Raw genomic sequence first — 18,323 nt, forward strand, 5'->3', positions numbered from 1 at the left:
CGTGCCGGGGGTCAGCCCTCCGTGCCGGGCTTGGTGCCCCATACGTAGACGGCGTCGCCCTCGGTGAGCAGGTCCCACAGGCGACGCGCGGCGGGGACCGTGAGGTTGACGCAGCCGGCCGAGCCGCCGTGGGCGTACAGGTTGCCGGGGCGGCCGTGCAGGGCCTGGCCCTCGTCGAAGAACTGGGCGTAGGGCATCGGGGAGTCGTCGTAGAGCGTGGACACGTGGTCCTCGCTGCGCCAGTAGATCTCGTGCCAGCCGGGACGGGTCTCCTCGTCGTCGCGTCCGGTGCGGACGGGCACGGGCGGGAAGACCACCGTGCGGCCGCGCTGCACCCACAGGATCTGGCGCTCCAGGTCCACGCAGGTCACCCGGTGCGGACGGACCGGGCAGTCGCCGGCGGCGTTGGGGTTCGTACGGGCGGCGACCGCGACCATGGTCCGGTAGGTGACCAGCCCGGCGTAGCCGTTGGCGGGCCGGATCCCGTTCGCCCGCTGGAAGCTGCGGATCGCCTCGCAGTCCCCCGCGTCCTGCGTCCCGTCGGCCGTCCGGCCCACGTGGGCTTCCAGCTCGCGCTGGTAGGGCCCGGTCCAGGTGGTGCAGGCCTCCGCGGCCGGGGACGGGGACGGGTCCGGGGATGCGGCCGGGGACGACGGGGCCGGGGACGGGGCCGCCACGGCTGCGGGCGGCGGGGCGGCGAGGGCGGCCGCCGCGAGGATCGCGGCCGTTGCGGCCGCCCTGCCGATCGCGCCCGCCGCGTCGCCTGTGGTCATACGGACCTCCTCGCGCCCGCCGGCCGGGCCGTCGGCTCCGAGCCAACCGGATCCGCCCGGCCCCGGCGCGCCGGGTGGGCCGGCAGGGTCACCGGCCCACCCGGGCGGCCTAGGGCGTCTCTTTCGGATCTTGTCGGCCGAGCCCGCGGCGTCTGGTGCCGTGCCTGGCCGTGCTGTCGGGGCACGCGCGTACTGGACGTACTCGGTTGCCCTGGCAGTGCGGCCAGGCGCGGTGCCAGGCGTCGCGGGCCCGGCAGGATCCGAAAGAGACGCCCTAGGCGCGCGGCCGCTTCGGGTCCTTGCCCTTGCCGCCCTTGTCCTTGCCCTTGTCCTTGCCGCCCTTGCCGTGGTGGTCCCGCTTGTTCTCCAGGGTCACCACCAGGCGGTGGTCCGGGGTGTTCTCGTCCAGGTGGAGCGGGCCGGTGACCCGGTTGCGCGGGAGGACGTAGCCCTCCGGCACGGCCGTTTCGACCACGTAGTACCAGCCCTCCTCCAGGCCCGGGAACGAGCACGCCCCGGCCCCGTCGGTCGCGCAGCCCGCCGTCACCTTGATGTCGGGGTTGATGCCGCGCGTCTGGAGGCCGACGGTGCTGTTGGTCTCCTTCCACACCTCGAAGACCGCCCCGCGCAGCGGGCGCTTCGTCTTCGCGTCCTTCTTCAGGACCTCGATCGACCCTTCGTAGTCGGGATCCTCGGTCCGCTCGTCCGTGACGCCGACGACGAGGCCCGTCGTCACGTGGCCCTCGTCGAGGTCGAACGGCGTGACCGGGTCCGCCGGCAGGTCGTAGCCGGCCGGTGCCTGCGTCTCCCGCCAGTAGTACCGCTCACCGACCGGGAGCTGGACCGTGCAGCTTCCCTGCGCGTCGGTGGTGCAGGACCCGGCGAGCTGTTCGTCGGGGGTCGCTCCGGTGGTCTGCAGGCCCGTCGCGGCGTTGGCCTCGCGCCACAGCTCGAAGCGGGCCCCGGACAGCAGCGCCCCGCCGTCCGCGTCGGACTTGCGCAGCACCACTTCGGCACTGCCGGGAAGCTTCGCGTTGCTCATGCTCGCGCTCGCGCCGGCGGCGGCGTTCTGCTCCGTCAGCGTCAGTTCGGCGACGGGGTTCTCCGCGAGCTGATAGCCGTCCGGAGCCTGCGTCTCGCGCCAGTAGTACGTGCCGAGCGGGACGGTGCGGGAGCAGATGCCGCTCGCCGGGGTCACGCAGTCGTCGACCTTGGTGTCCCCGCCGGGGCTCGTGAACTGGGCTCCGGGGGTGCCGTTGGTCTCCCGCCACAGCTCGTACGTGGCTCCGGCCAGCGGGTTGTCCGTGTCGTCCCGCTTGGTGACGGAGACGGCGCCCGTGACCGGGCCGGTGTTCCCGCAGTCCGGCAGGTCGCCGTTGAAGGGGTACGCGTGGAACTCCTGGCCGCCGCCCCCGGTGCTGGTGTGGACGAGCTCGCCGGTGGTGAAGAAGCGGCCGTTGGTGCCGGGCAGGGTGACGGTGGTGCGCGAGGTCTGCTCACCGACGAGCACGCTGCCCTGGAACTGCCCGGTGCCGACCAGCTGGACGGCGGTGGCGTCGGGGAAGTTCCACAGCAGCCGCGTGCGCAGGCCGTTCCAGGGGTCGGCGCCCGCCCCGGTGTCGTTGATGGTGCCGCTGTAGGTGTTGAGGGTGCGGGCCGGTCCCGTGACGTTGACCAGGACGGTGGCGCCGGCCGGGATCCGGTCGAAGCGGATGCCGACAGGGCCGCCGGTCGGGCCCGCCAGGTCGAAGTCCACGGTGAAGATCTGGAGCGCGGAGGTGTTGTCCCCGGTGAAGACGGTGGTGCCGTCCTGGTTGACGGCGGTGCCGGTGGCCGGGCGCGGGCTGCCGTCGACCCGGGCGTAGCACCGGCTGGCCGCGGTGAGCTGGTCGCGCAGGCCGGCGTACGGGGTGATCGCGGCCGGGTCGGCCACCAGCGGGCCGGTGACGGTGCCGGGGCCGGGGGCGGTGCCCGCGTGGCGGACGACGCCGCCGTCCGAGATCAGCCGCTGCTGGGCGGCGACGGTGACGTTGCGGCCGGTGGTGAGGAAGTCGGATCCGGCCGGGGGCCGCACCAGCGAACCCGCTCCGACGATGCCGATGTTGTACCCGCCGCCGACACCCGTCGCCAGGTTCTTGTTCTGGTCGAAGCTGCCGAGGACGACGACCTTGCCCTCTGCCTCGGCGGCGCGCTCGCGGACGAGGAAGTCGGCGCCGACGAAGATGTTGATGCCCTCGTCATAGCCGTTGGGGTCGGTGCCGACCTCGATCGGCGGGAACGGATCGGGGCATCCGGCCCCCAGGCAGGGGCCGAGCCCGCCCGGCAGCGGGGCCCGCAGGGCCACGGCGGCGTGCCGGGCCGGCGCCGGCTGCTGTCCGCCGGGGCCCGGCGCGGCCGGAGCCGCCAGGGCCGCGGGGGCACCTGCGGCCAGTACGGCACCTAGGGCGAGCCCCAGGGGCCCGAGGGTCCACTTCCTTGCTGACATGACGCTCCGTCCGTTGCCCGCCGCCGCGTGCGTGCAGGCCCGTACAGGCTGGCGGCGGGCTTCGGCGAGCCGGGCGGACCGACACTCCCCCGCTACGGCATTCCGGTAGGACAATCACTCGACTGGGGTGAGCGTCAGCCCAGCGCGGAGCCCGCGACCCAGGTGGGCCAGGACATGTTCCAGCCGCCCAGCCCGTTGTCCGGGGCGACCGTCTTGTCCTGCGAGTTGACGACCTCCACCACGTCGCCGACCAGGGTCCGGTCGAAGAACCAGCCGGCCGGGGTGTCCGAGCCGCCGCCCTTGTCGTCGCGCAGACCGATGCAGCCGTGGCTGACGTTGGCGGAGCCGAAGGTGTCGGGGCTCGCCCAGTAGTTGCCGTGCAGGAAGGTCCCGGAGCGGGTGAGGCGGATGGCGTGCGGGACGTCGGGGATGTCGTACTCGCCTCCGAAGCCGACGGTCTGCCCGTTCATCCGGGTGACGTCGAAGAGCTCCATCACCACCATCTTCCCGTTGTAGGTCATGTTCTTCGGCGCCCCCGCGGTGATCGGCACGGTGGACAGCAGCTCGCCGTCGCGCCGGACCTCCATGGTGTGCGCGGCCGCGTCGACGGTGGAGATCTGGGAGCGGCCGACGGTGAAGCGCAGGGTCTTGTCCTGGATCCCGTACGAGCCGGGGGCGCCCTCCACGTCCCGCAGGCCGATCTTCACCGTGACCTCGGTGCCGGGCTTCCAGTAGGTCTTGGGCCGGAAGTCGAGGCGCTCGTCGCCGAACCAGTGGCCCACCACCTCCACGGCCGGGTCGGAGGTGATCGTGATGGCCCGCTCCACGTCGGCGCGGCGTTCGATGGACCGGCTGAACCCGAAGGAGATGATCATGCCGGTGCCGACGGTCGAGCGGTTCTCGGGCTTGAAGTAGCCGATGAACCGCTCCTCGGGAACGTAGGTGGTGAAGGTGGTGTGCCGGGCCTGGCGACGGTTGTGCCCGTCGAGCGCGACCGCGTCGACGGTGTACTTGGCCGCGAGCGCGAGGCGGCCCGCCGCCGGGTCGGGGCTCCAGCTGAGCCCGTCGACGGCGATGGCGCCGGGCACCTTCTCCTCCTGGGCGTCCTCCACCTTGGTGACCACGACCCGCTCCAGGCGGCCCTCGGGCACGGTGACCCGCAGCGGGCCCTCGGCCGGCACCCCCTTGGCGTTGTCGTCGGGGGTGATCCTGATCGCCTCGTCCGGTGACCGGGGTTTGCCGGGCAGCTGGATCTCGATCGGGGAGCCGCCGTTCTCGGTGCATCCGGCCAGGCCTCCGAGGAGGCCCGCCCATACCGCCACGGCGGCCAAGCCCGCCCCTGCCCGCCTCGTCAGAAGAGTCACGTTCCTCCAACGACGGGGCCCCTCCGGGGGAAACGTGGGCGCGGCCCACGTTCCAGGCAGGACAGTCCGGGCAGAACAGTGGGAAGGACCAGACGGGGGCGGGCCGCGGCAGGGACGCCGGGGCCGCAGTTCCCCCACCCCCGCAGGTACCGAGAGCCGTGGAGGCGGGCAGTGTCGAGCGCAGCCGAGCAAGAGTCGGTGGAAGCCGTCGCGGGGACCGGGCATCCGAACGGGACGGGCCACCCCGACGGGACCGGGACCGGGAACGGACAGGGGACCGGAAACGGAAGCGGAGCCGGGAACGGGAACGGGAGCGGCAACGGGAGCGGGACGTTAAACGGCCAGGTCAGAGTCCATACGGCGACCGTACGGGAGCGGACCCGCCCCGGACCGCCCGTGTGGCCCGGCTCCTCGCATCCGCTGGGCGCCCGGTTCCACCAGGGGCCGGACGGCACGGCGGGGACCAACTTCGCGCTGTGGGCCCAGGGCGCGGAGGCGGTGGAGGTCTGCCTCTTCGCGGAGGACGGCTCCGAGAGCCGCTGCACGCTGACGGAGCTGACCCACGAGATCTGGCACGGCTTCCTGCCGGGGGTGCGCCCCGGGCAGCGGTACGGATTCCGGGTGCACGGGCGCTGGGACCCGTGGACGGGGGCCCGCCACAATCCGGCGAAGCTGCTCCTGGACCCGTACGCACGGGCCGTGGACGGGGACTTCCTGCTGCCGCCGGAGGTGTACGGGCACGTCCGCGACTGGCCGCAGCAGTACATCGCGGACACCGTGCGCGACGACCGCGACTCGGCACCGCACGTCCCGAAGGGGGTCGTGGTCCACGATGACGACGACTGGGCGGACGACGTCCGGCCGAAGACCCCGTGGGCCGATTCGGTCATCTACGAACTGCACGTGCGCGGCTTCACGATGCGCCATCCCGGCATCCCCGAGCACCTGCGCGGCACGTACGCGGGCCTCGCCCACCCGGCGGCGATCGAGCACCTGACCGGCCTCGGGGTGACGGCGGTGGAGCTGCTGCCGGTCCACCAGTTCGCCCACGAGGACCACCTGCTGCGCCGGGGCCTGCGCAACTACTGGGGCTACAACTCGATCGGATACTTCGCCCCGCACGCCGCGTACTCCTCCAGCGGTACGGCCGGCCAGCAGGTCGGCGAGTTCAAGCGGATGGTCAAGGCGCTGCACGCCGCCGGGATCGAGGTCATCCTCGACGTGGTCTACAACCACACGGCGGAGGCCGGCGAGCTGGGCCCGACGCTGTCGCTGCGCGGGATCGACAACCGGGCGTACTACCGGCTCCAGTCGGACCAGCGCCGGTACGCGGACTACACCGGCTGCGGCAACACCCTGCACGCCGGGCGGCCGCACGTGCTGCGCCTGATCACCGACTCGCTGCGGTACTGGGTGACGGAGATGGGGGTGGACGGCTTCCGCTTCGACCTGGCGGCGGCGCTGGCCCGCTCGATGCACGACGTGGACATGCTCTCGCCGTTCCTCGCGGTGATCGCCCAGGATCCGGTGCTGCGGCGGGTGAAGCTGATCGCCGAGCCGTGGGACGTGGGCTCGGGCGGGTACCAGGTGGGGGCGTTCCCGCCGCTGTGGACGGAGTGGAACGACCGCTACCGGGACGCCGTGCGGGACTTCTGGCGCGGCGCCCTGCCCGACGTACGGGACCTCGGGTACCGGCTGTCGGGATCGAGCGACCTGTACGCGTGGGGCGGGCGGCGGCCGTACGCCTCGGTCAACTTCATCACCGCGCACGACGGTTTCACCCTGCGCGACCTGGTGTCGTACGAGTCCAAGCACAACGAGGAGAACGGCGAGGCGGGACGGGACGGGACCAATGACAACCGGTCCTGGAACTGCGGGGTGGAGGGCGAGCCCGCGGAGGGCACGGATCCGCGGGTCGCGGCGCTGCGCCGGCGGCAGCTGCGGAACCTCCTGACCACGCTGCTGCTGTCGACCGGGGTGCCGATGCTGGTGGCGGGCGACGAGTTCGGCCGGACGCAGGGCGGCAACAACAACGCGTACTGCCAGGACAACGAGACGAGCTGGGTGGACTGGTCGCTGCTGGAGGACCCGTCCTGGCAGGCGCTGCTGGCGCTGGCCCGGCGGCTGCTGGCGTTGCGCCGGGCCCATCCGGTGCTGCGGCGCCGCGCGTTCTTCTCGGGGCGCTCGCAAGGGGCGGACGGGCTGCGGGACCTGGCCTGGTTCACCCCGGCGGGGGCGGAGATGACCGAGCGGGACTGGTACGCCCCGGCCGGGTCGGTGGGCCTGTACCTGTCGGGGCAGGACATCCCGGGCCGCGACGAGCGCGGGCGGCAGGTCACGGACGACAGCTTCCTGGCGCTGCTGCACGCCGGGGACCGGCCGGTGGCGTGGGTGCTGCCGGGGGCGCCGTGGGGCCGCGCGTACGAACTGGTCCTGGACACCTCCCGGGAGGACCAGGCGGCGGCGCCCGCCACCGTGCACCGCGGGGGCGAGGGCCTGACCGTCCCGGCCCGTGCGGTGCTGCTGCTGAAGGTGGTGGGCTGAGCCGGTCGGGAGCGCTCGGAGCACCCTGCAATGATGTGCCCTTCGTACGCACGCACGCATATACGGATGTTCGAGGGGTTGTGTCGATGGCGAGTGTCGGGACCGCGTTGCGGGAGCTGCGCGGGGCGCAGAAGTCGGCGAAGGGCGTGTCGCTCTACTCCCGGTTCGTCAACCGGCCCGTCGGACGGTACTTGGCCGCCGGGTCGTACGCGCTCGGGCTCACCCCGAACCAGGTGACGCTGATCAGCGCCGCCCTGAGTTTCGCGGGCGCGGCCACCGTCGCCCTGGTCTCACCCTCGTGGGGGCTGGGGCTCGCGGTGTGGGCGCTGCTCGCCGTCGGCTTCGCCTTCGACTCCGCCGACGGGCAGCTCGCCCGGCTCCGCGGGGGCGGCAGTGCGGCGGGCGAGTGGCTGGACCACGTCGTGGACTGCGCGAAGCTCACCGCGCTGCACACCTGCGTGCTGATCGCCTTCTACCGCTTCCCCGAGGCCTACGGGATCGGCGGCGGGGCGGACGGAGCCGCCTCGGCCGGGTGGCTGCTGGTGCCCCTGGGCTTCCAGCTCGCCGCGGTCGTGACCTTCTTCGGGGGGCTGCTGACGGAGAAGCTCAAGCCGAAGCCGGCGCCGGGGAGCGCGGCCGCCGCGCCGTCGACCCTGCGCGCGGTGGCGCTGCTGCCCGTGGACTACGGGGTGTTCTGCCTGGTGTTCCTGCTCCTGGGCGGCAGCGGCGCGTTCCGCTGGGCCTACGCCGGGGCGGGTGCGATGGCCGCGCTGTTCCTGCTGGCGTTCCTCGCGAAGTGGTACCGGGAGCTCAGCGCCGTACCGAAGTGACGGGTTGCCCCGCCGGCCGCTCTGCCGCGCCGCTCAGCCCCGCTGTTCCGTGGCGAGCGGTTCCGACAGCACGTCAAGGGCCCGGCGCAGCTGGGTGCTGGAGGTGTGGACCGTGTACGGGAAGTAGACGACCTCGACCCCGTGCACGGCGAAGTCCCTTTCCAGTTGGTCGCCCTTGGGGGTGCCGCGCCAGTCGTCGCCCTTGAATATGACGTCGAACCGGACCTGCTTCCACGTTTCGACCTTGTCCGGGACGGTCTCGACGAAAGCGGCGTCCACGTACTGCACGCTGCGGACGATCTCCAGCCGCTCGACGAGCGGGATCACCGGGCGCCGGCCCTTGGCGAGTTCCACCATCTCGTCGGATACGACACCGGCCACCAGGTAGTCGCACTGACTCCGGGCGTGACGAAGGATGTTGAGGTGTCCGATATGGAACAGATCATAGGCACCTGGTGCATAACCGATCCGGTGGGGTCTACTCCCAGGCTCGGTAAATCCCGACATGTCCTGCTCCGTCACGTGTCATCCCCCAGAAGCCGCACACCCCGGTGTGGCGGATTAGCAGACAATAGCGTGCACGTTCCCCCTGTTGCCGGTGAACGAATAGGGTGACGTGCGCATCATCCTGGTGAGAGGGGGACGTCCAGTGTCGAAATCCGGTCAGCGGCGCCTGCTGCTGGTTTCCACGAATTACGCCCCCGAGCACACGGGCATCGGCCCGTACGCCACGCAGATCGCGGAGCATTGGGCGGATCTCGGTCACGAGACCCACGTCCTGGCGGGCATGCCGCACTACCCGGCCTGGTCCGTCGAGCCGGAGTACAAGGGGGCGCTGCGGCGCACGGAACAGCGCGCGGGCGTCACCGTGCACCGGCGCGCGCACACCGTTCCCCCGCGCCAAACCGCCCTCCGCCGGGCCCTTTTTGAAGGATCGATTCTGCTGCACGGCTCCGTGGCCCCGCCCCGGATGGCCAAGCCGGACGCGGTCCTCGCCCAGATGCCGAGCCTGGCCGGCGGCCTGCTGGCCACCCGTCTCGCGGCACGCTGGAAGGTGCCCTTCGTCCCGGTCGTCCAGGACCTGATGGGCGCCGCCGCCGCGCAGAGCGGGATCAGCGGCGGGGACAAGGCGGCCGCGTTCGCCGGGCGGGCCGAGGCCCACGCCCTGAAGCGGGCCACCCTCGTCGGTGTGATCCACGAGACATTCGTGGACCGGGTCGTCGGCATGGGCGTCGACCCCAAGCGGATCCGGCTCGTCCCCAACTGGTCCCACGTGGCGCTGCCCACCAAGCCGCGCGGCCGGACCCGCCACCACCTCGGGTGGGCTCCCGACCAGACCGTCGTCCTGCACTCCGGGAACATGGGGCTCAAGCAGGGGCTGGAGGTCCTCGTCGGCGCCGCCCGGCTGGACCCGAGCGTCCGATTCGTGCTGATGGGCGACGGAAGCCAGCGCTCCGCCCTCGCCGACCTGGCGGCCGATGTTCCCAATCTCGACATCATCCCCCCTGCCGCGGACGGCGAGTTCCCGGATATCCTCGCCGCGGCGGACGTGCTCGCGGTCACGCAGCACGCCGCCGTGATGGACATGAGCGTGCCGTCCAAGCTGACCTCGTACTTCCAGGCCGGCCGTCCCGTCGTCGCCTCCGTCGCGGCCCTGGGCGGGACCGCCCAGGAAGTGGAGCGCTCGGGCGCCGGGGTGCTCGTACCGCCGGAAAACCCGGAGGCCCTGCTGAAGGCCGTGCGGGCGCTGGCCGAGGACCCCGCGGGAGCGGACGCGCTGGGGGCGGCCGGGCCGCGCCACGTGGCGGCGCACCTGAGCCGTGAGGCGGGCCTCGCCCGCATCGACGCACTGATGGACGAAGCACTTGGGGGTCCCCGGCCGTGATCGAGACCAACCGCCCGGCAGCGGCTCCGGCCGAGGACGAACCGGACCTGCTCCGGGACCAGTTCCGCCAGCTCCTGCGCTACCGCCGGCTCATCGGCGCGGGCGTGGGCATCGGCCTGCTCGGCGGGGTCTACCTCGGCGTCTCCACGGCGGACACCTACGTGGCCACCGCCGACATCGTGCTGCGCGCCCCCACCGACGACCCCTTCAACCCGAGCCTCGCCCCCGACAAGGCGATCAACATCGGCTCGGAGCGGCAGGTCGCGCTCTCCAGCTCCATAGCCAACGAGGCCGCGAAGAAGCTCGGGGTCTCGTCCGCCGACTTCTCGGCCCTGCGCGCCGGTCTGCAGGTGACCAACCCCCCGCAGACGATGGTGCTGCGCTTCACCTACACCGCCTCCTCCCCCGCCGAGGCCGCCAAGCGCGCCAACGCGATGACCGAGGCCTACCTGCTCAAGCGGCAGGAAGCCCTCGACGTCACCCGCGACAAGATGGTCAAGGGCTACCAGGAGCAGCGCGATCCGGTGGTCAAGCAGCTCGAGGAGCTGTCCAAGCAGATCACCGGCATGCCGGCCGGTCCGGCGCGGGACGCCGCGTACTCCGCCAAGACCGACCAGCAGGGCAAGATCAACACCCTCAACGGCAACATCGCCAAGCTCCAGGCCCTGGACATGACCCCGGGCCGGGTCACCAGCACCGCCGTCCCGCCGCACGGGGCCGACGGCCCCGGACTGCCCATGTCGCTCGCGCTCGGCGCGGCCGTGGGCCTCGCCCTCGGCCTGCTCGGCGCCTGGGTGCGCCTCGTCTTCGACCCGGCTCCGCGCTCCGAGGGCGACGTCGCCCGGGCCCTGCGGGCGCCCGTCCTGGGATCCCTGCCGCGGAGCAAGGCCGACGGCGGGCCGCTGCTCGCCGCGGGCGAGGAAGACCCCCGGCTGGCCGAGGAGTTCCGCTCGGTGGCCTTCCGGCTCGCCTACGACTCCCGCTTCGCGGACCGGCGCCGCCTCCTCGTGGTCGCCCCGCGCGGCAGCAGCGAGATCGCCGCCGCCGTGGCGGTGAACCTGGCCGCCTCCTTCGCGGAGACCGGCAAGGACGTGCTCCTCATCGAGGCCGACCTGCGCACCCCGGTACTGGCCAGCCAGCTGCCCACCGACGCCGCCGGCCGGCCGCGCTGGAGCCAGTCGCAGGGCGCCCCCGGCGCGCAGCACGGGGACACCGAGTGGCCCGACGGCCGCCAGCTCCTCGTGGACGCCGGGGAATCGGGCAGTTTCGACCTGATCCCGGGCGAGCGGGTGCGCAACGTGCCCCGCGCGCTGACCTCGCAGCGGGCCTCCCGGCTGATCTCCGAGGCCGACTCCCCCAACTCCACCGTCGTGGTGCTCGCCCCGCCCGTGCTCTCGTACGCCGACGCCCTCGCGCTCGTCGACCGCGTCGACGGGGTCCTGGTGGTCTGCAACCCCGGCGCGGTGCGCCGCACCGACCTCTCCCGCATCCGCGAACTGATCAGCGGGGCCGGCGGCACGGTGCTGGGCACCGTCCTGCACGCACCGCTGCCGGGCGAGAAGAAGCGCGGCCTCGGCCGGGCCCCCAAGGGCGGCGACCCCGCCGCCGAGGAGCCCCGGCCCGCGCAGCCCGCGCCCGCGCCCCCGCCCGGTGCGCGGGAGCCGCAGCCGATCCCGTACGAGGTCGCTGCCGCCGACGCCGCTCAGCACATCCCGGGCGACGGCACCGACACGGTCGCCCTGCGTACGGTCCGCACGGGCCGGCGGTGAGCCGGCGCGGCCTCGCGGCGGTCGCCTCGGTACTGGACCAGGCCGCGTCCAGCGCCACGAACATCCTGGTCCTGGTGCTGGCCGCCCGGCTCTCCTCGGCGGCCGGCTTCGCCGACTTCACGATGGTCTACGTGGCCTTCACCGTGCTGCTCGGCCTGAACATGGCCTACGTCGGCCAGACCCTGGTGCTGGAGAAGGAACCCGCCCGCCTCGCCGCGGCCTGCCGCTCGGGGCTCTCCTTCACCGGGGCCGCCTCGACGGTGGTCGGCGCCGTGGTGGCCCTCGTGGGCCTGCTGCTGCCCGGGGCCACCGGCCGGGCGTTCCTCGCGCTGGGACTCGTCCTGCCCCTGGTACTGCTCCAGGACGGGCTGCGCTACTGCTTCTCCGCGCTGCGGGCGCCCCAGCGGGCGCTGGCCGCCGACGCACTGCGCCTCGCCTGCGTGGTGCCCGCACTGCTGCTCCAGCCCGAGGGCGCGTCGGCCGGGCGCCTGGTCCTGGTGTGGGGGGCCTCGGCGCTGCCCGCGCTCGTGCTGGGCCTGTGGCTGCTGCGGCCCTCGGTGCGCGGCGCCGCCGCCGACCTGCGGCCGTACCTGCGGCGCGGGCACCTCGGGCAGCGGTTCGTGGTCGAGTTCGCCGTGGGCAACGGCTCCAGCCAGCTCGCCGTCCTGGGACTCGGCGTCTTCGCGACCCCGCTGGCCGTGGGCGCGCTGCGCGGCGCGACCACCCTCTTCGGGCCGCTCAACGTGCTGTTCAACTCCGCGAACTCCTTCGGCCCGCCGATCGTCGGCCGGGCGTCGGGGAAGCGGGGCGTGGTCCGGCTGACCGCACTGATGGGCGGCGCGCTCGCGGTGACCGGCGCCGCGTGGGGGGCCGTGCTGTACGCGCTGCCGGAGCGGGCCGGCCGCGAACTGCTCGGCGACACCTGGCAGGCGGCGGCCGCGCTGCTGCCCGCGACCGGCGCCCAGTACGCCGTCATGGGGCTCGGCACCTGTGCGCTGCTGACCCTGCGGGTGCTGAACCCGAAGGCCACCCTCTCGCTCCAGGTGGTCTTCTCGCTGCTCTCGGTCGGGCTGCTGCTGGGCGGGTACGCCGTCTGGGGCGTGGCCGGGGCCGCCTGGGGCCTCGCCCTAGGCTCCGCCTCGAAGGCCGCGGCGGGCTGGCTGCGCGTGGCCCGGCTGCCCGCCCCCGCACCGGACCCGGAACCGGCCTCCGCGGGCCCCTCGGACCAGGTCCGGGCGGCCTGAGGCCGGACTCCCCCCGGGGGGGGGCAGGCCGAGGCGTCGCCGTCGGGGCGGGGTGTCTTCGTCAGGCCGAGGTGTCGCCGAAGCCCGCTTCGATCAGGGCGAACAGCTCCCGCATGGCCTGGCGCTGGTCCTCCTGACCGCGGATCAGGCTCGCGGTGTCCATCACGAAGCGGGCCAGCGCGGCGGACCTGAGGTCTCCTTCGGGAGCGCCGGTCTCCTCCGCGATGGCGGCGGCGAGCGCGAACTCGTGGCGCCGCCACATCCGGTCCCGTCGCACACCCGCAGGTCAGCGCAGGGCGGTGGCCCTGTCCTGCCGGTACGTGGCCACGAGCGCCAGGCACATCGCCGCGATGGCGATCCGGCCCGAGGCCTGGAGCAGTGGCCCGCGCAGCAGGATGAAGGAGTACCCCGCGACCAGCGGGACCACCGTGGAGATCAGACTGCCGGGCGGCGAGCTGCGCCGCGCGCGCTTCGCGTAACGCCGGTCGACGCGGGCGGAGGCGTACCCCATCCCCAGGAGCCCCGCCCCCATGCCCAGCGGCCCGAAGTCGATCCACAGCTCGGCCCAGATCGGCGAGGAGAGGTTGGTGTTGACCGTGCCCATCCACTGGCCGACCATCACGCCGGTGTCGCGCGGCTTGCCCGACCACACCGAGCGCGGCACCGCGAAGAAGACCGATCCCGCGAGCTGGCGCCCGTAGGAATGGCCGGGGCCCGATTCGGCGAAGGTGATGGTGTTCGCGAACATGCCGATCTGGTCGTAGTCCTTGAGCGCCATCGGCTCCAGGAACGAGGTCGTCTCGACCGGCTTGTAGTTCTTCTCGTCGTAGCGGAAGCGGTCCGCGAACGGGAAGATCAGCAGGGCGATCACCACGGCCATGGACAGCGCCACCCGGTACATCGCGGCGCTCACCGGGAAGACGGTGAACAGCATCGCGAACATGACCGTGAGGAACCAGTAGCGCGGGTTCGAGATCGGGTTGTTGACGATCAGGTTGAGGACCATGAGCGCCGACCAGGTGACGATGATCGACATCTTGCGGCGGGCGAACTTCGAGGTGATCAGCCAGCGCGTGTACAGCAGCAGGGCCAACAGCGCGGGGACCGTGCCGAATCCGCGCAGCAGGGCCTGCCCGGCCTGGCCGTCCTGGGAGACGCCCGCCTCCTCGATGCCCGCGATGATCTCCTGGCGGCTGGAGAAGAACACCGCCGGACCGCCGAGCTTCACGATCAGGGCCGCCCCGCCCAGGAACGCCACGGCGGTCAGCACGTAGAGGCGCCTGCGGTGCGCCATGACCGGGCGCGGCTCCTTCAGCGAACCGCCCGCGCGGCCGGCCGGCCGGTGCCGGGCCAGCAGGACGCCCACGTCGAAGACGGCGCAGCCGAGCAGCACCAGGCCGATGGCGGCGGTGAGGTCGGAGCGCGGGCCGACGACGGGGGTCGGGACCTGGCCGAGCACGGCCTGCGCGAGGGGGGCCACGCCCATGGCCATGTAGACGAAGAGCCAGAAGGAGCCCTGGAGCAGCTTGCGGCGGCTGGTCAGGACCATCGCCGAGAGCCGGGCGCCCGCGTACATGGTGAGCAGGAGCTGGAGCCAGAAGGCGGCATCGTGCTGACCGGCTCCGGGCTGCACGGCGACGAAGAGGGGCAGGAAGACGGTGAATCCGAGGGCCAGCGGGACGGAGAGCGCCCGGGAGAGCAGGGTCCGCGGCGTGGTGACCCGGCCCCAGCTCTTCTCCTCGCCGGGCCGCGGCGGCACCGGCCTGACCGCCCTGGCAGCGGTCCCGCGCATGTCGGTCGCCACGCTTGCCCCCACCCCCTGTGCCTGATCCGGCCGCAGTCTAGTCTGAGCGGTCGGCGCCCGGGGAGGCGCCGTCGAAGGCGCCGTTGGGGGCCGCAGTGCGAGGGGGTGCCCGTGCGTGATCTTCCTGCCTTCACGCTGGCCGGATACGACAAGGGGCGCGGGCGGCTGACTCAGGCGCTCTGGTTCGCCGTGATGAACACGCTCTTCATGAGCTGGCTGTGCCCCGCCCGGCTGCGGGTCGCGCTGCTGCGCGCCTTCGGGGCGCGGATCGGTGAAGGGGTGCTGATCCGCCACCGGGTCCGGGTGCTGTGGCCCTGGAAGCTGACCGTGGGCGACCACGCGTGGATCGGCGAGGGCGCCTGGATACTCAACCTGGAGCCCGTGACGATCGGCGCGCACGCCTGCGTCTCGCAGGAGGCGCTGCTGTGCACCGGCTCGCACGACCACCGGGCCGCCGACTTCCGCTACCGCAACGCGCCGGTCACCGTCGAGGACGGCGCGTGGGTGGCCGTACGGGCCACCGTGCTGGCCGGGGTGACCATCGGCCGGTGCGCGGTCGCCGGCGCCGGGTCCGTGGTCCACAAGGACCTTCCCGCGCTGACCCTGCAGACCCAGGACGGGCACCGCCGCCCGGTCGAGGAGCCCAAGTGAACGCCCCGGCGAAGTCCGCGCTGAGAGTCCTGCACGCCGTCACCCTGCACTCCCCCACGCACGCCTTCGGCGGGCCGGTACGGGTCGCGCTGAACCTGGCCAAGGGGCTGCGGGCCCGCGGTCACGAGGCGAACCTGCTGGCGTTGGGCGAGGGGTTCCCGGAGCCCTGGCCCACCTCGGTGGAGGGGGTACCGGCGAAGCTCTTCCCCGCCCGGCGCCTGCTCCCCCTCGGCTTCAGCGGGATGACCTCTCCGGCCCTGCTCGCCTCCGCGGGCCGCCTGGTGCGGGGCGCCGACGTGGTCCACGTCCACCTGGCGCGGGACCTGGTCACCCTGCCCGTCGCCCTGGCGGCGCTGCGGGCCGGCAAGCCGCTGGTCCTGCAGACCCACGGCATGGTCGACCCGAGCGCGAAACTGCTGGCCAAGGTGCTGGACGCGGTGGCGGTACGCCGTCTGCTGCGCGGCGCCGACGCACTGCTGTACCTCACCCCGCACGAGCGCGAGGGCCTCGACGCCGTGGCCGGGGCGCCCCTCCCGAACGCCGTCCGCCTGGTCAACGGCACCCCGGCCCAGGAGGAGCGCCCCGCCCCGTCAGGGCCTCCGCGGATCCTCTACTCGGCCCGCCTGCAGGCCCGCAAACGCCCGGTGGACTTCGTGGACGCCGCCCCGGCCGTCCTGGCGGTGCACCCGGACGCGGAGTTCGTGGTGGCCGGACCGGACGAGGGCGAACTCGCGGCGGTGCGCGCCCGGATCACGGAGCTGGGCCTCTCCGCCCGGTTCACGGTCCCGGGCGCCCTGTCCGGCACGGAGGTCCTGACGGAGCTGCGCCGCGCCCACGTCTACGTACTCCCCTCGGTGGACGAGCCGTTCCCGATGTCGGTCCTGGAGGCCCTGTCGGTGGGCGTCCCCTCGGTGGTGACCCACTCCAACGGCCTGGCCCGCGACATCGCCCGCGCGGGCGCGGGCCGCGCGGTCGACCCGGGCCCGGCGGGCGTCGCGGAAGCGGTCCTGTCCCTCCTGGACCCGGCGGAAAACGCCACGACCTCGAAGGCCGCCCGCGAACTGGCCTCGTCCGCCTTCTCGATGGACGCCGTCCTGGACACGCTGCTGGGGGTCTACGAGGACACCAGCCGCTGAGAAGCGGAGCGCTACGAACGGGCTGCGAGCTTTCGGGCCTCGGCCATGACCTCCGCGTCGACTTCGGCCTCGGTTCTGTCGCCGTACTCGAGGGTCTCGTACTCGTCGTCGAGCTGGGCGAGCCGCTCGGTCAGGGGCAGCGCGTGGCCGTACCGGCGGTGGATTCGGAGTGTGAACTCCGACGGGGTGAACTCGCCGGCGAGCATGCGGCGGGCGAGCGCCGAGACTGCGGCCTCGCGGCCGGCCGCGCCGTCGCGCGGGTAGAAGGCGAGGCCGAGTTCGTGGAGTGCCGCGGGGAGCAGGTCGTGGACGTCGTAGTCCGCCTCGGCGCGCGTACAGGCCGCGAGGACGCGGAGGCCGGGGGTGTCGAGTCCGGCCACCAGCGCGTCGCAGGCGGCGCCGACGACATCGCTCCCACCGACTTCGCCGACGCTCCAGAGCGCGACGTGGTCCTGTAGGGCGATCGCTGCGGCTTCGGTCGGCATCATCGGCCCATCGTGCCTTCGCGGCCCGTCCGAGGCGAGTCGGTTTCGCCGAAGGTGCTGGTTGGCGGACTGTTCCGAGCTGCCGCCGGCCGCGGCGCCGGGCCCGGGTCAGAGGCCGCGGCGGGTTTCGTCGACCACCGGGAGGGCGCCGACGCGGCGGCGCTTGAGGACGCTCGCGTAGACCGCGAGGCCGATGGCGCCCGCGACCATCATGATGACCCCGACCAGGTCGAGGTTGACGCTCTGCAGCTGCCAGTCGCTCGCGAAGGTGAGGATGGCCCCCACCACGATCAAGCCTATGCAACCGCTGATGCCCCTCATCGCATTCGCCTCCAACCTCGTGGACGGGGTACAGCCCCGCCGTCTGGAAGCGCGGATGCCCCCGATGGAGGAACGAAAACACCCCCGCGGCCCGGGGGTTCGGGCTGCGGGGGCGTGACGCCCGGGCCGCGCGGGCCACCGCCGGACGGAGTCCGGCGCAGCGCGTCGAAGCCGGGGAGGCCCTCCAGGGCCGAGCCGCGCGAGGAGCGCGTCGGGAAGAGGGGCCACCCCCGCGGCCCGGGGGTTCGGGCTGCGGGGGCGTTCGGGGCGGGTGGAGGAGGGCTTACGCCGGGATCCAGGCGTAGCAGCCGTTCGAGACGAACTGGGCCGTGCCTGCCGGGATCTTGGCGGTGATCTTGTCGCCCGGCTTCAGCGGGGTCTCCGGGCCCGAGGCGAGGGCGGCGCCGTCCTTGCCCTTGGCCTCCCAGGTGCACGTCGTGCTCTGGGTCAGCGCGCGGTAGGTACCCGCCGCCGGGGATTCCTTCGTACCGTCCGGGAAGCCCTTCGCCGCCGCGTCGAGGACCGGCTTCTGCTCCGGGCAGAGGAAGGTGATCGCGTCCTTCGCGCCGGGGATCTCCCCGGCGACGAGGGCGCCGACCGCCGCGTCCTTGTCCCGCTTCGCCGTGCGCTCCACCCGCTGGCAGGCCTCCTGACCGCTCTGCAGGACGGCCGCCGGGTCCATCTTCTCCGGGACCCTGCCGCTCAGGTACTGCTTCTGCGGCGCGGTGAAGCTGCCCGTCTTCGGGACGAGCTGCGCGTCCGGCAGGACGGCACCCGTCGGCTTCGCGTCCGGGGAGGCCGGCGCCGGGGCGTCCGTGGCGTCGGCCGGGTCGGGGGCCGACGAGGCGGCCGGCGGCTTGGGCGAGGCGGCCGAGGCTTCGGCCTTGCCATCGCCGCCCGAACTGCAGGCCGTCAGCGTCAGGGCGGCGGCGAGCAGCACAGCGGCCGCTGCGGAGCGTCGGTACATGAGGTGGCTCCCGTACGTATGAGATGGGCGTGCGGGGCCCGGCCGTCGAAGCGGCCGGGCCCCGC

Annotated in this window: 16 protein-coding genes; 7 read left to right on the top strand and 9 right to left on the bottom strand. The window is 73.4% G+C overall.

Features of this window, described 5'->3' with window-relative positions:
- Positions 1 to 11: 11 nt before the first annotated feature.
- The 3 genes from ACE1OC_RS12930 to ACE1OC_RS12940 form a co-directional block, all read right to left on the bottom strand.
- A complete protein-coding gene (locus ACE1OC_RS12930) occupies positions 12 to 773 on the bottom strand; it encodes a L,D-transpeptidase (RefSeq protein WP_407837139.1) in 762 nt (253 codons plus the stop codon).
- Between the two features lie 274 nt (positions 774 to 1,047).
- Positions 1,048 to 3,258, bottom strand: a complete 2,211-nt coding sequence (locus ACE1OC_RS12935; protein WP_407837140.1) for a choice-of-anchor A family protein — start codon at positions 3,256 to 3,258, stop codon at positions 1,048 to 1,050.
- 134 nt (positions 3,259 to 3,392) lie between these two features.
- Positions 3,393 to 4,613, bottom strand: coding sequence for a L,D-transpeptidase (locus tag ACE1OC_RS12940; protein ID WP_407841545.1), 1,221 nt, complete (start codon positions 4,611 to 4,613; stop codon positions 3,393 to 3,395).
- 405 nt (positions 4,614 to 5,018) lie between these two features.
- On the opposite strand from ACE1OC_RS12940, the gene glgX reads away from it, so the two are divergent.
- The gene (glgX, locus tag ACE1OC_RS12945) at positions 5,019 to 7,166 is read left to right on the top strand and encodes a glycogen debranching protein GlgX (RefSeq protein ID WP_407837141.1); all 2,148 of its coding nucleotides are present in this window, start codon (positions 5,019 to 5,021) and stop codon (positions 7,164 to 7,166) included.
- 86 nt (positions 7,167 to 7,252) lie between these two features.
- Positions 7,253 to 7,996 carry a CDP-alcohol phosphatidyltransferase family protein gene (locus ACE1OC_RS12950; RefSeq protein WP_407837142.1) on the top strand — a complete coding sequence of 248 codons (744 nt, stop codon included), beginning with the start codon at positions 7,253 to 7,255 and terminating at the stop codon, positions 7,994 to 7,996.
- 33 nt (positions 7,997 to 8,029) lie between these two features.
- On the opposite strand, the gene ACE1OC_RS12955 is transcribed toward ACE1OC_RS12950, so the two are convergent.
- A complete protein-coding gene (locus tag ACE1OC_RS12955; protein ID WP_407841546.1) occupies positions 8,030 to 8,503 on the bottom strand; it encodes an adenylyltransferase/cytidyltransferase family protein in 474 nt (157 codons plus the stop codon).
- Positions 8,504 to 8,675: 172 nt separating this feature from the next.
- Here ACE1OC_RS12955 and ACE1OC_RS12960 point away from each other — a divergent pair, with 172 nt between their 5' ends.
- From ACE1OC_RS12960 to ACE1OC_RS12970, 3 genes are read left to right on the top strand one after another with little or no spacing between them, the layout of a single operon-like run.
- Positions 8,676 to 9,881 carry a glycosyltransferase gene (locus ACE1OC_RS12960; RefSeq protein WP_407841547.1) on the top strand — a complete coding sequence of 402 codons (1,206 nt, stop codon included), beginning with the start codon at positions 8,676 to 8,678 and terminating at the stop codon, positions 9,879 to 9,881.
- Positions 9,878 to 11,650 (top strand): lipopolysaccharide biosynthesis protein, encoded by a 1,773-nt coding sequence (locus ACE1OC_RS12965; RefSeq protein WP_407837143.1) that lies wholly within the window; start codon positions 9,878 to 9,880, stop codon positions 11,648 to 11,650. The genes ACE1OC_RS12960 and ACE1OC_RS12965 overlap by 4 nt, the downstream gene beginning before the upstream one ends.
- Complete coding sequence (locus ACE1OC_RS12970; protein WP_407837144.1) at positions 11,647 to 12,894, top strand: hypothetical protein; 1,248 nt, start codon at positions 11,647 to 11,649, stop codon at positions 12,892 to 12,894. The genes ACE1OC_RS12965 and ACE1OC_RS12970 overlap by 4 nt, the downstream gene beginning before the upstream one ends.
- Positions 12,895 to 12,955: 61 nt before the next feature.
- Here ACE1OC_RS12970 and ACE1OC_RS12975 read toward each other — a convergent pair whose 3' ends face one another.
- Together ACE1OC_RS12975 and ACE1OC_RS12980 are read right to left on the bottom strand one after the other, a co-directional pair.
- The gene (locus ACE1OC_RS12975) at positions 12,956 to 13,171 is read right to left on the bottom strand and encodes a hypothetical protein (RefSeq protein ID WP_407837145.1); all 216 of its coding nucleotides are present in this window, start codon (positions 13,169 to 13,171) and stop codon (positions 12,956 to 12,958) included.
- Positions 13,172 to 13,180: 9 nt separating this feature from the next.
- Positions 13,181 to 14,686, bottom strand: a complete 1,506-nt coding sequence (locus tag ACE1OC_RS12980) for a hypothetical protein (RefSeq protein ID WP_407841548.1) — start codon at positions 14,684 to 14,686, stop codon at positions 13,181 to 13,183.
- 123 nt (positions 14,687 to 14,809) lie between these two features.
- Here ACE1OC_RS12980 and ACE1OC_RS12985 point away from each other — a divergent pair, with 123 nt between their 5' ends.
- On the top strand, positions 14,810 to 15,349 hold the full coding sequence (locus ACE1OC_RS12985; RefSeq protein ID WP_382970782.1) for a WcaF family extracellular polysaccharide biosynthesis acetyltransferase: 540 nt from the start codon (positions 14,810 to 14,812) through the stop codon (positions 15,347 to 15,349).
- A gap of 20 nt (positions 15,350 to 15,369) precedes the next feature.
- Positions 15,370 to 16,485 carry a glycosyltransferase gene (locus tag ACE1OC_RS12990; protein ID WP_407841549.1) on the top strand — a complete coding sequence of 372 codons (1,116 nt, stop codon included), beginning with the start codon at positions 15,370 to 15,372 and terminating at the stop codon, positions 16,483 to 16,485.
- 11 nt (positions 16,486 to 16,496) lie between these two features.
- On the opposite strand, the gene ACE1OC_RS12995 is transcribed toward ACE1OC_RS12990, so the two are convergent.
- The 3 genes from ACE1OC_RS12995 to ACE1OC_RS13005 form a co-directional block, all read right to left on the bottom strand.
- On the bottom strand, positions 16,497 to 16,973 hold the full coding sequence (locus ACE1OC_RS12995) for a hypothetical protein (RefSeq protein WP_407837146.1): 477 nt from the start codon (positions 16,971 to 16,973) through the stop codon (positions 16,497 to 16,499).
- 105 nt (positions 16,974 to 17,078) lie between these two features.
- The gene (locus ACE1OC_RS13000; RefSeq protein WP_250744801.1) at positions 17,079 to 17,291 is read right to left on the bottom strand and encodes a hypothetical protein; all 213 of its coding nucleotides are present in this window, start codon (positions 17,289 to 17,291) and stop codon (positions 17,079 to 17,081) included.
- A gap of 283 nt (positions 17,292 to 17,574) precedes the next feature.
- Entirely contained in the window at positions 17,575 to 18,258 is a 684-nt protein-coding gene (locus ACE1OC_RS13005; RefSeq protein WP_407837147.1) for a hypothetical protein, read from the bottom strand.
- Positions 18,259 to 18,323: the final 65 nt, after the last annotated feature.

It is taken from the genome of Streptomyces stoeckheimensis (genome assembly GCF_045822005.1).
GTDB classification, from domain to species: Bacteria; Actinomycetota; Actinomycetes; order Streptomycetales; family Streptomycetaceae; genus Streptomyces; species Streptomyces stoeckheimensis.

Excerpts from the sequence above, each read along its gene's own strand:
- ACE1OC_RS13000 (WP_250744801.1), bottom strand. The coding sequence starts at position 17,291 with ATGAGGGGCATCAGCGGTTGCATAGGCTTGATCGTGGTGGGGGCCATC.
- ACE1OC_RS12935 (WP_407837140.1), bottom strand. The coding sequence starts at position 3,258 with ATGTCAGCAAGGAAGTGGACCCTCGGGCCCCTGGGGCTCGCCCTAGGT.
- ACE1OC_RS12950 (WP_407837142.1), top strand. The coding sequence starts at position 7,253 with ATGGCGAGTGTCGGGACCGCGTTGCGGGAGCTGCGCGGGGCGCAGAAG.
- ACE1OC_RS12980 (WP_407841548.1), bottom strand. The coding sequence starts at position 14,686 with ATGCGCGGGACCGCTGCCAGGGCGGTCAGGCCGGTGCCGCCGCGGCCC.
- ACE1OC_RS12930 (WP_407837139.1), bottom strand. The coding sequence starts at position 773 with ATGACCACAGGCGACGCGGCGGGCGCGATCGGCAGGGCGGCCGCAACG.
- ACE1OC_RS13005 (WP_407837147.1), bottom strand. The coding sequence starts at position 18,258 with ATGTACCGACGCTCCGCAGCGGCCGCTGTGCTGCTCGCCGCCGCCCTG.
- ACE1OC_RS12995 (WP_407837146.1), bottom strand. The coding sequence starts at position 16,973 with ATGATGCCGACCGAAGCCGCAGCGATCGCCCTACAGGACCACGTCGCG.
- ACE1OC_RS12955 (WP_407841546.1), bottom strand. The coding sequence starts at position 8,503 with ATGTCGGGATTTACCGAGCCTGGGAGTAGACCCCACCGGATCGGTTAT.